Raw genomic sequence first — 15,590 nt, forward strand, 5'->3', positions numbered from 1 at the left:
TTTGTGAAAGAAAGAGAGAGTCCGGAATTCGGTACCCGATGACCGCTCAGCCTTTCGTAAATGACAGGGGTTTGTGGAGAGTTGACGGTGACGAGAACGGGACATGGCGTAGATCCGCCACTGCGGCCATTGCGCCACTCAACGTGGCAATACCACCACGTACGCGGCCGGTTCACGGTCCTCGGCCGCCATCAGCGCCGTACGCACCACCACCGCCTGCTGGGCCGCCGACTCGCGCAGCTGCTTCGGTGTCACCCGCACCAGGGTCACCCCCAGCCTCTCCAGATGCTCACGCTCCGCGGCGAAGGCGACGCGGTCCTCACGGGGGGTGCGGGCGCCGATGTCCAGGGCGACGGCCTGCTCCGGCTAGTAGGCGTCCACCCCGCCCAGGGCGCCGCCGCCCGGCAGCGCCAGCTCCACGTTCCACACCGGCTCGGGCAGCCCGTGGCCGCGCACCATCGCGTACAGCCGGCTCTCCGCCGCCGCCCGGCCCTCCACGAGCAGGGCGTCGACGGCGTCCACCACATGGGCCCGGCCCAGCAGCTTCGCCGCGTTCAGCTCCCGTACCACCGGCGCGGGTTCGCAGTGCCCGCCGCGCACCGCCTCCGTCAGGAGCCGTCGCACCGTCGACGCGTCGGTGAGCGAGGCCACCGCGTCGGCGAGAGCCCGCTCCACCGGGGCCAGCGGCACGCCGAGCCGGCGCTGCGGCCGGGGGAGGGCGGCCGACCGGGTCACCTGGACGAAGCGGGTGGAGCGCAGCCGCCGGGTGCGCGGCACCAGTACGTCGATGCGGTGCAGCGCGATGACCGGGGGCGCGGACGTGAAGCCGTACAGGGCCAGTGCCGCCAGCCCTGTGACCATGGCCTCGCCGTAACCCGGTCCGGGCTGAGGGGGCACGGAGCGGCGGGCGGTCGCCGGGGGCCGCCCCGCGTACAGCAGCGCTCCGTGCACCCGCTCCTCGTTCGTCGGCGAGCCCGGGTGCAGGAGGTAGACGCCGGGGAGCAGTTGCTGCCACGATCCGCCGGGGAGGCACTGGGCGGCGGTCTGCGCGGCTGTCACGCCCCGGGCGCGCAACTGCGCGGCCGACTGCACGCGGTGGCGCACATCGTGGACGGGGCAGGGGGAGAGCGGGGTGTTCTGGGTCATGCCGGGGAGGTTCCCGCAGGCCCGCGGTGCGATGACCCGTGTTACACGCCCGTCGACATACCAGGACAACGCCGTCCTAAAGTACGGCAGTTCGACTGTCGAAAAGAGTCGTCGCGGCAGGGATTGTACGGCGCACGCCCCGCACTGGTGTGCGGGGCGTGCGCCGGGCCCTCACGCCCTCGCGTCGCGCTCCTGGCCCCGCAGCGCCCGCGCCAGATCGTCCCGCGCCTCCAGCACGAGACGCCGCAGCGCCGGTGCCGCGTCCGGGTGCGAGGTCAGCCAGGCGTCCGTGGCGGTGAGCGTCGCGGGGTCGTCCTGGAGCCCCGGGAAGAGGCCCCGGACCACGTCCATGCCGATCTGGATGGACCGCTCGGCCCAGACCCGCTCGATCGCCTCGAAGTACGAGGCGGTGTACGGCGCGAGCAGCTCACGCTGGGAGGGCTGCTCGAAGCCGGCGATCGTCGCCCCGGCGAGGGCGTTGGACAGCTTGTCCGACTCCACGACCGCCGCCCACGCCTGAGCCTTGACCGCGGCCGAGGGGCGCGAGGCCAGACACCGCACGTGGTGCCGCTTGCCGGACGCCGTGTCGTCACGGGCGAGTTCGGCGTCCATGGCGGCCTCGTCGGCCTTGCCGTGCGAGGCCAGCGGGGAGAGGAAGGCCCAGCGCAGCTCCTGGTCGACGTCGAGGCCCTCGATCACGGCCGAGCCGTCCAGCAGCCCGCCCAGCAGCTCGAAGTCCGCGTCCGACTCGGCGACCGCGGCGAAGAACCGGGCCCACGTCAGCTGGTGCTGGCTGCCCGGCTCCGCGCGCCGCAGCTCGGCCAGCGCGCCCTCGGCCAGCGCCCGGCCGCCCTCCGCGCGCCAGGCCGGTGCGGCGTAGTGCACCAGCGCCGACTGCGCCCAGGCGTGCAGCATCTGGAGCACGCCGATGTCCGATTCGCGGCCCGCGGAGGAGAGCACCAGGGAGACGAAGTCCCGCGCGGGCAGCAGCGCGTCCCGCGTCAGGTTCCACAGCGCGGACCAGCACAGCGCCCTGGCCAGCGGGTCGGTGATGTCACCGAGGTGCTCGCGCAGGGTGGCCAGGGACACCTCGTCGAAGCGGACCTTGCAGTAGGTGAGGTCGTCGTCGTTGACCAGGACCAGGTCGGGCCTCTGCGCCCCCGCCAGCTCGGCGACCACGGTCCGCTCGCCCGAGACATCGGTCTCCGCGCGGGCGTACCGCACGAGTTCGCCCTCGGGGGTGAGCCGGTACAGACCCACCGCGACGCGGTGAGGACGCAGCTCCGGGTGGGAGGCCGCGGCCTCCTGGGTCACGGTGAGCTCGGCGACCCTGCCCTCGCCGTCGTACGTCACGACCGGTGTCAGGACGTTGACCCCCGCCGTCTGGAGCCAGGAGCGCGACCAGGCCGTCATGTCGCGCCCCGACGTCTCGGCCAGCACCGAGAGCAGGTCGCCCAGCTGCGTGTTGCCGTACGCGTGCCGCTTGAAGTAACGGCGTGCGCCCTCCAGGAACGCGTCCCGTCCCACATAGGCGACGAGCTGCTTCAGCACCGACGCGCCCTTGGCGTACGTGATGCCGTCGAAGTTCAGCTTGGCGTCCTCCAGGTCACGGATGTCGGCCGTGACCGGGTGCGTGGAAGGCAGCTGGTCCGCGCGGTAGGCCCACGCCTTGCGGTTGTTGGCGAAGGTGATCCAGCCGTTGGTGAAGCGGGTCGCCTCCACCATCGAGAACGTCCCCATGAAGTCCGCGAAGGACTCCTTCAGCCACAGGTCGTCCCACCACTGCATGGTCACCAGGTCGCCGAACCACATGTGCGCCATCTCGTGCAGGATGACGTTGGCGCGGCGCTCGTAGGACGCCGAGGTGACCTTGCCGCGGTAGATGTACTCCTCGCGGAAGGTGACGAGGCCCGGGTTCTCCATGGCGCCGAGGTTGTACTCGGGCACGAACGCCTGGTCGTACTTCCCGAAGGGGTACGGGTAGTCGAAGTGGTCGTGGAAGAAGTCCAGGCCCTGCTTGGTGAGCAGGAAGACGTCGTCCGCGTCGAAGTGGCGGGCGAGGCCCTTGCGGCACATCGCGCCGAGGGGGACCTCCAGCGTCGAACCGTCGTCGAACGTGCGGGTGTAGACGTCGCTCACGTAGTGGTACGGGCCGGCGACGACCACCGTGATGTACGTCGAGATCGGCAGGGTCTCCGCGAACCGGTGGACCCCGCCCTCCGCCGACTCCTCCGCGCCGTTGCTCCGGACCTGCCAGCCCTCGGGCGCCGTCACCTCGAAGCGGTAGGGCGCCTTGAGGTCGGGCTGCTCGAAGTTGGCGAAAACGCGCCGTGCGTCGGCCGGCTCGTACTGCGTGTAGAGGTAGACCTCGCCGTCCTCGGGGTCGACGAAGCGGTGCATGCCCTCGCCGGTCCTGCTGTACGCGCACCGTGCGTCGACCACCAGGACGTTCTCGCCGGCGGGCAGGCCGTCCAGGGCGATCCGGGTGCCGTCGAAGACGGCCGCGGGGTCCAGGTCCTTGCCGTTCAGCGTCACCCCGTCCACGGCGGGCGCCAGCAGATCGGCGAAGGTCGAGGCGCCGTCGCGGGCCACGCGGAAGCGGATGGTGGTCTGCGAACGGAAGGTGCGCGGACCGGCCTCCCCGTCGCCCCCGTCGGGCTCACCGACGGCGGAACGCAGGTCGAGGGCGACCTCGTAACCATCGACGGTCAGCAGCTCGGCCCTCTCGCGGGCCTCGTCGCGGGACAGGTTTTCACCGGGCACGGAGCACTCCTTCGTGTCTCGTTCGAACACATTGATCCTCCCATGCGGCTGCCGGCGGCCCCGCACGGGAATGGTCGGCGGTGCCGGCGGTGTTCCGAGACTCAGGCGCAGACCGACCTCATGAGGAGAGACATGCCCGAGAACAGCACGGCCGCCGGCAAGGTTCCGGCCGACTTCTGGTTCGACCCGCTCTGTCCCTGGGCCTGGATGACCTCCCGCTGGATGCTGGAGGTGGAGAAGGTCCGGGACGTCGAGGTGCGCTGGCACGTGATGAGCCTCGCCGTGCTCAACGAGCCCAAGCTCGACGAGCTGCCCGAGGAGTACCAGGACATGATGCGCACCCAGGCCTGGGCGCCGGTCCGGGTCGTGGTCGCCGCCCAGCAGAAGCACGGCGACGAGATCGTCGGCCCGCTCTACACGGCCCTCGGCACCCGCATCCACAACAACGGCGAGGGCCCGACCCGCGAGGCGATCGCGGGCGCCCTGGCGGACGTCGGCCTGCCCGCCGATCTGCTGGAGTACGCCGACTCCGACGCGTACGACAAGGAGCTGCGCGCCTCCCACCAGGAGGGCATCGACAAGGTCGGCCAGGACGTCGGCACCCCGGTCATCGCCGTGCCCGGCTCCGACGGCGAGCAGATCGCCTTCTTCGGCCCGGTGGTCACCCCCGCCCCGAAGGGCGAGGAGGCGGCGAAGCTCTGGGACGGCACGCTGCTGGTGGCGTCGATCCCCGGTTTCTACGAGATCAAGCGGACCCGCACCCAGGGCCCCGTCTTCGACTGACCGCACGTCCGCCGCGGGCCGGGCCGCCGTGCCCGGCCCGCGGATATGGCGATCATGTGTCGTGGGCGGCACGGGTCTTGCCGAAAAGATGAACATCATTCAAGATCTGCCCCATGCCAGCGGCCGGTTCGGACCTCCACGCGGCCCCGCCCCTCCCGCCCACCGTGCGGATCGGCTACGGGCTCGGCTCCCTCTGCACCGGCACCTTCGCCACCGTGCCGGGCCTGATCCTGCTCTACTACCTCACCAACGTCCTCGCCGTGCCCGCCGCCGTCGCGGGGGCCGCCGTCTTCCTGCCCAAGGCCTGGGACGTCCTGATCAACCCCCTGGTCGGCGCGGTCTCCGACCGCAGCCGGCTGCGCGGCGGACCGCGCAGGCCGTTCCTGCTGATCGGCGCCTGCACCCTCCCGCCGCTCTTCGCCCTCATCTTCGCGGCGCCGCCGCTGAGGGGCGCGGCGGCAGCGGGCTACGTCGCCGCGCTGTTCCTCCTCGCCGCCACCGCGTACGCCGTCTTCCAGGTGCCGTACGTGACCATGCCCGCCGAGATGACCGAGGACCCGCACGAACGCGGCCGCGTCCTCGGCTGGCGGGTGGGCTTCCTCGGCGTCGCCATCCTGCTGTCCGGGGCGCTCGCCCCCGCCATCGCGCACGCCGACGGCGACACCCCGGGGAGCTACCGGCTGATGGGTGCCGTGGTCGCCGTCCTGCTCGCCCTCGGCATGTTCGGGGCGTGGGCCGCCACCCGCCGCGCCCCGCAGGCCGCCCGCAGCGAGGCCGAACCCTCCCTGCGGGCCCAGCTCGCCGCCGCCCGCTCCAGCAGGCCGTTCCTGCATCTGGCCGGGATGTGGACGCTCCAGGCGCTGGCCATCGGCGTGATGCTCGCCGGGGTCCAGTACTTCGCGACGTACACCCTCGGATCGGCGGGTGCCGTCACCCCGCTGTTCGCCTGCCTGATCGGCCCGCTCGTCCTCTTCATGCCGCTGTGGAACAGGCTGGCCCGCCGCAGGGGCGTGACGTACGCCCAGTGGTGCGCGTCCCTGCTCTACATCGCCGGGGCGGTGCTCCTCGCCTTCACCGGGGTCGCGGGCCCCGCCGTCGGCTACGCGGCGGTCGTCCTCGTCGGGATCGCCTACGCCGGACTCCAGCTGCTGCCGCTGACGATGCTCGCCGACACCCTGGCCGCCGACGCCGTCGCCACCGGACGGCGCAGGGCCGCCACCTTCACCGGGCTGTGGACGGCGGCCGAGACCCTCGCCTTCGCCCTGGGCGCCGGGGTGTTCGCCCTCGTTCTCGCCGTCACCGGCTTCCGCTCCTCCGACGCCGCGCACCAGGTGGAACAGCCGGCTGCGGCACTGACCGGCATCACCGCCGGGATGAGCGTGCTGCCCGCCGTCGTCGCCGCCGCGAGCCTCCTGCTGCTGCACCGCTACCACGCCTCCCCGAGCCCGTCCCGCCCTCTCCAGGAAGAGCCCGTCCGTGCCGACTGATCCCGCCCTGCCCGACGGCCGCCCCGCCGCCGAGGTGCTCGCCGAACTGCGTGCCCTGCGCGAGGCGGACGCGCCCACCCGGGGCGGCCGCACCTTCGCCTATGTCTACGACGCGGGGCTGGAGGGGCTCGACGAGCTGGCCGCCGAGGCGTACACCGCCTTCGCGACGGTCAACGGGCTCGACCCCACGGTCTTCCCGAGCGTGGCCCGGCTGGAGAACGACGTGGTCGGCGCCGTCGCCGCCCTGCTCGGCGCCCCCGGCGCCCAGGGGACGTTCACCAGCGGCGGCACGGAGAGCATCCTGCTCGCCGTCAAGACCGCCCGCGACCACGCCAGGACGGTGCGCGGGATCACCGATCCCCAGCTGGTGCTGCCCTCCACCGCCCACGCCGCCTTCCACAAGGCGGCCGCCTATCTGGGGCTCGAGACCGTCGTCGTGCCCGTCGACCCGGTCACCTTCCGCGCCGACGCCGACGCCATGGCCGCCGCGCTCACCGACCGCACCGCGCTGGTGGTCGCCTCCACGCCCTCGTACGCCCACGGGGTCGTCGACCCCGTCGCCGAGATCGCCGCCGCCGCCTCCGCACGCGGGGTGCTCTGCCATGTGGACGCCTGCATCGGCGGCTGGATCCTGCCGTACCTGCGGCGCGCCGGACGGGAGGTGGAGCCCTTCGACCTCTCCGTCCCCGGCGTCACCTCCCTCTCGGTTGACCTGCACAAGTACGCGTACGCCGACAAGGGCGCCTCCGTGGTCCTCTACCGCGACGCGGAGCTCCGCCGCCACCAGTACTTCGCGCACGCCGGCTGGCCCGGCTACCCCGTGGTCAACCCCACGGTGCAGGGCACCAAGTCCGGCGGCCTGCTGGCCCAGGCGTGGGCGGTCCTCCAGCACGTCGGCGAGGCGGGCTACACCGCGCTGGCGGGCCGGGTCGCCGAGGCGTCCGACCGGCTGCTGGCGGGGCTGCGCGCCCTCGACGGCGTACGGGTGCTGGGCGATCCCGCCGCCGGGCTCGTCGCCTTCACCGTCGCCCGGGAGGAGGACGGCGAGCCCGACCTCGGCCTGCTGCTCCATCTCGCCGACGAGATGCGCGAACTGGGCTGGTACCTCCAGCCGCAGCTCTCCTTCGGCGGCCTCCCGCCCAACCTCCACCTCACGCTCACCCCCGCGACCGTCGGCCAGGTCGGCGCCCTGCTCGACGACCTCACGGCCGCCCTGGCGAAGGCCCGCGCGCTGGAGCCGGTCGCCGTGGACCCGGCGCTCGCCGCGTTCGCCGCCGAGCTCGATCCGGACACTCTCGGACCGGACGACGTGGCGGGCGTGCTGGCCTTCGCCGGACTCGGCGGGGGCGCCGGGCTCCCGGCCCGGACGGCCCCCGTGCTCGTCCTGCTCGACGCGCTGCCCGGAGCCCTCAAGGAGCGGCTGCTCGCCGAGTTCATAGGCTCCGTCTTCCGCGTCCCGTAGTCGGCGCGCATGACGGAACGGGACATCAACTGCCTTACGTGAACGGGCTGTTGCAGTCCTGAGGAAGACCGGCCGCCGCTCTGTCCGGGGGCGGCCGGGCACGGTTACTGTTCCGGCGCCCCCCGCGCCCCCGTTCCTTCCCGAAGAGGTTCCGGTGACCCCTGCCCCCGTTCCCCCGCCGCCACGGCGCCGCGCGAGACTCCGCACCGCGCTGGTCTCCGCGCTCGCCGCGGCGACGCTGCTCGCCCCCCTCGCCACGGCCGTCCCCGCCGAGGCCGCGGCGGGCGTGGACCCCGTACCGACCGCCGGTGACCCGTGCCTGGGCCAGTGCCAGGACATCCTCCCGGCCGGCCAGAACGGCCACGCGACCCTCGCGGGAATCCTGCTGCACCAGACCGTCGGCACCCGCCCCAAGCACTCGGCGGACCAGATCGAGCCGTACGACAACCTGCTGCACGACTACTCCGGCCTCACCGAGGACCAGCTCGCCGCCTACTTCAACGACGCCTCGTTCGGAGTGGCCCCCGGCCAGGTGGAGAGCACGGTGTCACCGCGCTCCGACGTCACCATCACCCGCGACAAGGCCACAGGCACCCCGCACATCAAGGGCACCACCCGCTCGGGCACGGAGTTCGGCGCCGGATACGCGGCCGGTCAGGACCGGCTGTGGCTGATCGACGTACTGCGCCACGTCGGGCGCGGCGAGCTGTCGTCCTTCGCGGGCGGCGCGGCGGGCAACCGCACCCTGGAGCAGAGCCTCTGGGCGGTCGCCCCGTACACCGAGAACGACCTGAAGGCCCAGCTGGAGCGGGTCCGCGACTCGGGCGCCGAGGGTGCCCAGGCCTACCAGGACATCCAGGACTACGTGTCGGGCATCAACGCCTTCATCGACGACACCGTCGGCGCCGCCACCTACCCCGGTGAGTACGAGCTGACCGGCCACGGCTCCTCCATCCAGGACTTCACCGCCACCGACGTCGTCGCGATCTCCTCCGTCATCGGCGCCATCTTCGGCGGCGGAGGCGGCGGCGAGGTCGAGAACGCCCTAGCCGAACTCGCCTTCCAGCAGCACTACGGGGCCGCCGCCGGCAAGGCCGCGTACAAGGCGTGGCGCGCGCAGACCGACAGCGAGGCCACGACGACCCAGCACGGCGGGACCTACCCGTACGCCAACTCCCCGGCGTCCCCGGTCGGGGTGGCCGTGCCGGACGGCGGCTCGGTCGCCGCGTTCCAGCACGCGCGCAACGGCACGGGAACGGGCGCCGCGACGGCCTCCGGGGCCTCCGCCACGAAGGCGTCCGCGACCGGGGCGGCCACCGCCGAGGGCATCCTGCCCGCCGACCTGATCACCGCGAAGAAGGGCATGTCCAACGCCCTGGTGGTCTCGGGCGAACACACCGCGTCCGGCCACCCCGTGGCCGTCTACGGTCCCCAGACCGGCTACTACGCGCCCCAGTTGCTCATGGTCCAGGAGCTCGACGGGCCGGGGCTCCGCTCGCGCGGCGCCTCCTTCCCCGGCCTGAGCTTCTACGTCGAGATCGGCCGTGGCCTCGACTACTCCTGGAGCCCCACATCGGCCAACCAGGACATCACCGACACCTTCGCCGTCGATCTCTGCGAGCCCTCCGGCACCACGCCCACGACCGCGTCGAAGCACTACCTGCTGCGCGGGGTCTGCACCCCGTTCGAGACGCTGACGAAGAAGAACAGCTGGTCCCCGACGACCGCCGACGCAACCAAGGCCGGGTCCTACGACCTCGTCACCGAACGGACGGCGTACGGACTGGTCACCCACACGGGCAAGGTCGGCGGCAAGCCGGTCGCCTTCACCGCGCTGCGCTCGACCTACCACCACGACCTCGACTCGGTGATCGGCTTCCAGCAGTTCAACGACCCGGGGAAGATCACCTCTGCGCAGACCTTCCAGAAGGCCGCGCAGAACATCGGCTACACCTTCAACTGGTTCTACGTGGACGCCGACCACACGGCGTACTACAACTCCGGGGCCAACCCCGTCCGCGCCGTGAACACCGACCCCGACAAGCCGATCCTGGCCTCGCCGGCGTACGAGTGGAAGGACTGGGACCCCGCGCTCAACACCTCGGCCGTCACACCGCCCGCCCAGCACCCGCAGTCCGTGGACCAGGACTACTACATCAGCTGGAACAACAAGCAGGCGGACGGCTTCGCCTCCGCGTGGGGCAACGGCTCCGTGCACCGCGCCGACATCCTCGACGACCGGGTCTCCGCACTGGTCGAGGCGGGCGGCGTCACCCGCACCGCGCTGGTCAGGGCCATGGAGGACGCGGCCACCGTCGACCTGCGGGCCGAGCAGGTGCTGCCCACCGTCCTGGACGTCATCGGCTCCGCAGCGGTGACCGACCCGGCCCTGTCCGCCACCGTGGAGAAGCTGCGCGCCTGGGAGGCGGCCGGCGGCCACCGCAGGGAGACCGCCAAGGGGTCCGGCACCTACGCGCACGCCGAGGCGATCCGTGTCCTGGACGCCTGGTGGCCGCTGCTGGTGGAGGGCGTGTTCACACCGGGGCTCGGCACGGACCTCTACCAGGCGCTGACCGCGGTCGCCCCGATCAACGAATCGCCGTCGGGCGGCCAGAACGGCACCGGGTCCACCGGTTCGGGCATCGCGGCGAGCGAGGCGCACAAGGGCTCGTCCTTCCAGCACGGCTGGTGGGCCTATGTCGACAAGGACCTCAGGTCGGTCCTCGGCCGCAGCGTCGGCAGCCCGCTCAACACGACCTTCTGCGGATCGGGTGCCCTCGCCGCGTGCAGGCAGGTCCTGCTCTCCACCCTCACCACGGCCGCGGCCACTCCGGCCGCGCAGGTCTACCCGGCGGACAAGTACTGCTCCACCGCGGGCGCCCAGGTCTGCGCCGACTCGATCGTGCACCGCGCGATGGGCGGCATCACCGTGCCCCGCGTCGCCTGGCAGAACCGGCCGACGTACCAGCAGGTGGTGGAGTTCCCGGCCCGCCGCACGGACGACCTCGCCAACCTGGCCACCGGGGCGGCCGTCACGGCGTCGGACCACCAGGACGCGGTGGTCGTCTCGTACCCGCCGAAGAACGCGATCGACGGCGACCCGTCCACGCGCTGGGCCTCCAAGACGGTGTCCACCGCCTGGATCACGGTCGACCTGCGCTCCTCGCGCCAGGTGGGCAGGGTCGCGCTGAACTGGTCCGACCAGTACGCCGTCCAGTACCGGATCGAGGTGTCGGCGGACAACGCGAACTGGCGCACCGTGCACACCACGACGGCGGGACGCGGAGGAGTGGAGAACCGCGCCTTCACCCCGACCACGGCCCGGTACGTGCGGGTCTACGCCACCCAGCGGGGCACGGACAACCGGTACTCGCTCAACGAGATCGGGGTCCACAGCCGCTGACGGCGGCCCGGCACGCCTCACGGCCATGGGAGAACCCCCGCGAGTCACGTCCTCGCGGGGGTTCTCCGTTCATCCGCCTGCCGGGTGAAGGTTGAGAAGACGATCACGAGGCAGGACGCTCCGGGGGCCGTCAGGGGGCGAGCAGCAGCACGTCCGCGCGCTCCTTGGCGGCGGCGTAACGCTTCGCCACGTCCTGCCAGTTCACGACCTGCCACATCGCCTCGATGAAGTCCACCTTCTGGTTCTTGTACTGGAGGTAGAAGGCGTGCTCCCAGGCGTCGAACACCAGGATCGGGACCGAGCCCTGGCCGACGTTGCCCTGGTGGTCGTAGACCTGCTCGACGATCAGCCTGCCGCTGACCGGCTCGTAGGCGAGGACGCCCCAGCCGGAGCCCTGTGTGGTCGCCGCGGCCTTCGTCAGCTGCGACTTGAAGCCGGCGTACGAGCCGAAGGACTCCGTGATCGCGTCGGCCAGATCGCCCACACCGTCCGCGGCGAGCGGCTCGCCACCGCCGTCGCCGGTCATGTTGTGCCAGTAGATCGAGTGCAGGATGTGGCCGGACAGATGGAAGGCGAGGTTCTTCTGGAGGCCGTTGATCGCGCCCCACGCCTCCTTGTCACGGGCCTCTTCCAGCTGCTCCAGGGTGTCGTTCGCACCCTTGACGTACGCGGCGTGGTGCTTGTCGTGGTGGAGCTCGATGATCTGCGGGTTGATGACCGGTTCGAGCGCCGCGTAGTCGTACGGGAGTTCCGGAAGCGTGTACGTGGCCATGGGTTCGAACCCTCCAACTGCTACCTGGTTGTTGTTGCAACTCTTTCGCAATTGCAGGCTAGCAGGAGGAAGGGTCGGAGGTGATCAGCCATAGGTCCTACGCCCGATCCTGTGGCGCGTCCGTCCCGTCGGTGCCGATGTCAGCGTCACCGCGACCGACGCGGCTGCCATCACCGTGATCGCCGTCGAGGGCGAGCTGTGCTGGGCGAGGGCCCCCGCGAGGGTCGCCGTCACGCCCTGGACCGCGAGCATCCCGGAGGCGTGCAGGCCGAGGGCATGTCCCGTCATCGCGTCCGGGGTCAGCGCCATCAGGCGCTCCTGGAACAGCAGACTCGCCGAGAAGCCGGCGGAGGCGAGGACGGTCAGAAGCAGGGCGAGGGGCAGCGCGGGGCGCAGGGCGAACAGCAGATAGGGCGTGGCGAGCAGCAGGAGCAGCGGCGTGCCCAGCCGCCCCCGCCACCGCGCCGGCACGAACCGCCCCGTCACCGTGTCCCCGGCCAGCATCCCGAACGCCGCGCAGGCGAAGAGCGGCCCCGCCCGGTCCGGCAGGTAGGGCACGAACAGCGATTCGCAGCCGACGACCAGCCCGTTGGGCACCCAGAGCAGGAGGTACACGCGCCGCCGGGGAGCCGAGGACCACAGCAGCGCGTTGGTCCGCCAGGTCTCCGCGACCGACGGCCGGCCGGCCGCCCGGGGCGGACGCCGCGCGAGCCCGAACCGGGCGGCGGCGGCCCCGGCGACGTACAGAGCGGCCGCGACGAGCAGCGTCCCGCGCGGGGACGCCACGGCCACCAGGACGCCTCCGGCCGCGTAGCCGCAGATCTGCGTGGTGCCCGCGCACATGCTCAGCACCGAACGCCCCAGCAGGAAGCCCTCCTTGGGCAGCACCTCGTTGAGGAGGCCGTACCGTACGCCGCCGATCACCGCGGCGAGGACCCCCTCGCCCAGGACGACGGCGAACACCAGGGGCAGGGGCAGGCCGGGGACGGCGAGCACGGCCGTCCCCGCGGCGAAGGCGAGGGCCGCCCCGCCCAGCGCCCCGCGCGGTGGGAGCCGGTCGGCGGCCGACATCAGCAGGGTCGCGCCGATCAGCTGCGCCAGGGAGGAGCCGAACATGGAGAGCGCGGAGAGCAGCGGCGAGCCGGTCCTGGCGAACACGAGCACGCCCAGGGCCAGTTGGCTCGTCGTCGAGGCGGCACCCTGAAGGGCGCTCGTCGCGAGGAGGGGGCCGAACTGGGGCACACGGAAGACGTCCCGGTAGGTGAGCATGTCCGGGAGTCTCGGAGGTCCCTCCGCGGGGCCGTTACTCTTTCGCGCGGAGGCGAAACCATGGGCTGGTGGCAGGTCGGCGCGGACACCCTGGCCGCCGGGCGCTTCGTCGTCTCGGAGCTGTCCGAGACCACGGCGACGCTCCAGGCGCTGGAGTGCGGTGTGCCCGCGCACCCGGCCGAGCGCGCGTGGTTCGACGCCCACCGGCCCGCCTACCGCGCGCGTCTCGCGGACGACCCGGTCACCGCGCAGCTCGTACGGACCGGTCTGGGCGGCTGGTGGAACGCGGACTTCCTCACCCCCACGCCCACCGGCGGGACCACGTTCGCCCAGGACCTGGCCCTGGTGCGCGGGACACCGCCCGGCGACGCCCGCGCCGACCTGGAGGTCTCCAGGGGCGGGCCGCTCCCCGCGGCGCTCCACCGTCCCGACCTGCCGCAGAAGGCGGCGGACGTGCTGGAGTGGGTGTGGCAGCGCATCGTGCGCCCCGACTGGCCGCGCCGCCGCCGGATCATCGAGGCCGACATCGTGGCCCGCGCGGGCCGGCTGAGCCAGGGCGGATGGGCCGCCGCGCTGGAGAGCATGAACCCGGGCATGCGCTGGCTGGGCGGCAGCCGGCTCCAGGTCAATCCGCGCGCCTACCCGCCGCGCGAACTCGACGGCGTACAGCTGGTGTTCGTGCCCGTAACCCCTCGGCAGGGCTGGGTCTCCTGGGACGCGGACGAGCAGCGCTACGCCATCGTCCACTCCTGCTCGGGGACCCTGTCGGACGCGGACAGGCCCGCCGTCCCCGACAGCCTGGGCAGGCTGCTCGGGTCCGCGCGGGCCGGTGTCCTCGTGCTGCTCGACCGTCCCAGGAGCACCACGGAACTGGTGGAACTCACCGGCCAGGGCCTGGGATCGGTGGGCCGGCATCTGAAGGTCCTGCTCGACGCCGGCCTGGCCGGGCGCCGGAGGGCGGGGCGCTCGGTCCTCTACTTCCGCACGGAGGCGGCCGAGGTGCTCCTGCGCGCCCAGCCGGGCTGAGGCGCGGCTCCGCTCACTCCCCGGCCGGGGCCCCGCGCTCCGCCCGCTTCTGCCGTACGACGCCGATCACGATCAGCACGGCGGTCAGCACGCCCGTCGCCAGCAGCTGGTCGCGGGTGTCGGGCTGCCGCAGCATCAGGACGAAGATGCCGGCCATGGCCGCCAGTGCCACGATCGTCAGGACCGGGAAGAACCACATCCGCACGACGAGACGCTCCGGGGCCTCACGCTCCGTCCGCCTGCGCAGGATCAGCTGCGAGACGGCGATGAAGATCCAGACGACCAGGACCACCGCGCCGATCATGTTGAGGAGCCAGGGGAAGACGTCGTCGGGGCGCCAGTAGCTGAGCAGCACGCAGAGGAAGCCGAAGACCGAGGAGGCGAGCACCGCGTTGCGCGGGACGCCCGAGGAGACCCTGCCGAGCACCTTGGGGCCCTGGCCCCGGGCGACGAGGGAGCAGGCCATGCGCGAGGCGCCGTAGATGTTGGCGTTCATCGCGGAGAGCAGGGCGACGAAGATGACCACGTTCATGATCTCCGCGGCGCCGCTGATGCCGATGTGGTCGAGCATCGCGTAGAACGGCCCCACCTCGGCGACCTTGGGGTCGTCCCACGGCACGAGGGTCACGATGACCGCCATCGAGCCGATGTAGAAGACGGCGATGCGCCACATCGCCGTACGCACCGCCTTGGCGACACCCTGCACCGGGTTCTCGGACTCGGCCGCCGCGATGGTGACGGTCTCCAGACCGCCGTAGGCGAAGACCGAGGCGAGCAGGCCGATGATGAGGCCCTCGGAGCCGTTCGGCATGAAGCCGCCGTCGCCGGTGAGGTTCGAGGTGCCGGGGGCGTCCGTGCCCGGCAGCACCCCCAGGATCGCGAGCAGGCCGAGCACCAGGAACAGCGTGATCGCGATGACCTTGAGCGCGGCGAACCAGAACTCGAACTCGCCGAAGTTCTTCACGGCGGCGAGGTTCGTGCCGAGGAAGATCAGCATGAACAGGGCCACCCAGGCCCACTCCGGTGTGCCCGGCAGCCAGCCCGTGACGATCTGCGCGGCGCCGATGCCCTCCAGCCCGACGGCCACACAGAGCAGCACCCAGAACGCCCAGCCCGCGGTGAACCCGGCCCACGGTCCGATCGCCCGCTCCGCGTGGACGGAGAAGGAGCCCGACGCGGGATTGGCGGCCGACATCTCGCCGAGCATCCGCATCACGAACATGACCAGCAGCCCGGAGATGCCGTAGGCGACGACGATCGAGGGGCCGGCGGCGGCGATTCCCGCGCCGGAGCCGACGAAGAGGCCCGCTCCGATCACCCCGCCCAGGGCGATCATCGACAGATGGCGCTGTTTGAGGCCGTGGGTGAGCGCGGAGTCGACGGTGGGGGCTGCTGCGTCCGTGGGGGGCGGCGCGGAGGTCCGGGACATGGACAGGCTCAGTTCACTGGTCGGGACAGAGGTCGCCCACAGTCTGGCCA

Annotated in this window: 9 protein-coding genes and 1 pseudogene; 5 read left to right on the forward strand and 5 right to left on the reverse strand. The window is 72.3% G+C overall.

The features are described from left to right. Window positions 1-138 precede the first annotated feature (138 nt). A pseudogene (locus AMK10_RS09335) lies at window positions 139-1,146 on the reverse strand (hypothetical protein). Window positions 1,147-1,317: 171 nt separating this feature from the next. Beyond that, on the reverse strand, window positions 1,318-3,909 hold the full coding sequence (pepN, locus tag AMK10_RS09340) for an aminopeptidase N (RefSeq protein ID WP_073746859.1): 2,592 nt from the start codon (window positions 3,907-3,909) through the stop codon (window positions 1,318-1,320). A gap of 132 nt (window positions 3,910-4,041) precedes the next feature. Here pepN and AMK10_RS09345 point away from each other — a divergent pair, with 132 nt between their 5' ends. From AMK10_RS09345 to AMK10_RS09360, 4 genes are all read left to right on the forward strand, one after another. Then, on the forward strand, window positions 4,042-4,692 hold the full coding sequence (locus AMK10_RS09345; protein WP_073746862.1) for a mycothiol-dependent nitroreductase Rv2466c family protein: 651 nt from the start codon (window positions 4,042-4,044) through the stop codon (window positions 4,690-4,692). A gap of 113 nt (window positions 4,693-4,805) precedes the next feature. Beyond that, window positions 4,806-6,179: an MFS transporter gene (locus tag AMK10_RS09350; RefSeq protein ID WP_073746864.1), complete on the forward strand. Its 1,374-nt coding sequence runs from the start codon at window positions 4,806-4,808 to the stop codon at window positions 6,177-6,179. Continuing rightward, the gene (locus AMK10_RS09355) at window positions 6,169-7,641 is read left to right on the forward strand and encodes a pyridoxal phosphate-dependent decarboxylase family protein (protein ID WP_073746866.1); all 1,473 of its coding nucleotides are present in this window, start codon (window positions 6,169-6,171) and stop codon (window positions 7,639-7,641) included. Before AMK10_RS09350 ends, AMK10_RS09355 begins: the two co-directional genes overlap by 11 nt. Before the next feature lie 154 nt (window positions 7,642-7,795). Continuing rightward, window positions 7,796-11,044, forward strand: coding sequence for a penicillin acylase family protein (locus AMK10_RS09360; protein WP_073746868.1), 3,249 nt, complete (start codon window positions 7,796-7,798; stop codon window positions 11,042-11,044). 130 nt (window positions 11,045-11,174) lie between these two features. Here the strand turns inward: AMK10_RS09360 and AMK10_RS09365 are convergent, their stop codons facing one another. Beyond that, window positions 11,175-11,816, reverse strand: coding sequence for a superoxide dismutase (locus AMK10_RS09365; protein WP_073746871.1), 642 nt, complete (start codon window positions 11,814-11,816; stop codon window positions 11,175-11,177). 84 nt (window positions 11,817-11,900) lie between these two features. Continuing rightward, the gene (locus AMK10_RS09370) at window positions 11,901-13,085 is read right to left on the reverse strand and encodes an MFS transporter (protein ID WP_073746873.1); all 1,185 of its coding nucleotides are present in this window, start codon (window positions 13,083-13,085) and stop codon (window positions 11,901-11,903) included. A gap of 60 nt (window positions 13,086-13,145) precedes the next feature. Between AMK10_RS09370 and AMK10_RS09375 the strand changes: the two genes are divergently transcribed. After that, on the forward strand, window positions 13,146-14,111 hold the full coding sequence (locus AMK10_RS09375) for a winged helix-turn-helix domain-containing protein (RefSeq protein ID WP_073746875.1): 966 nt from the start codon (window positions 13,146-13,148) through the stop codon (window positions 14,109-14,111). A gap of 13 nt (window positions 14,112-14,124) precedes the next feature. Here the strand turns inward: AMK10_RS09375 and AMK10_RS09380 are convergent, their stop codons facing one another. Further along, window positions 14,125-15,540, reverse strand: a complete 1,416-nt coding sequence (locus AMK10_RS09380; RefSeq protein WP_073746877.1) for an amino acid permease — start codon at window positions 15,538-15,540, stop codon at window positions 14,125-14,127. Between the last annotated feature and the right edge of the window lie 50 nt (window positions 15,541-15,590).

The sequence above is a fragment of the Streptomyces sp. CB02058 genome (genome assembly GCF_001905505.1).
In the GTDB taxonomy this organism is placed as follows: Bacteria; Actinomycetota; Actinomycetes; order Streptomycetales; family Streptomycetaceae; genus Streptomyces.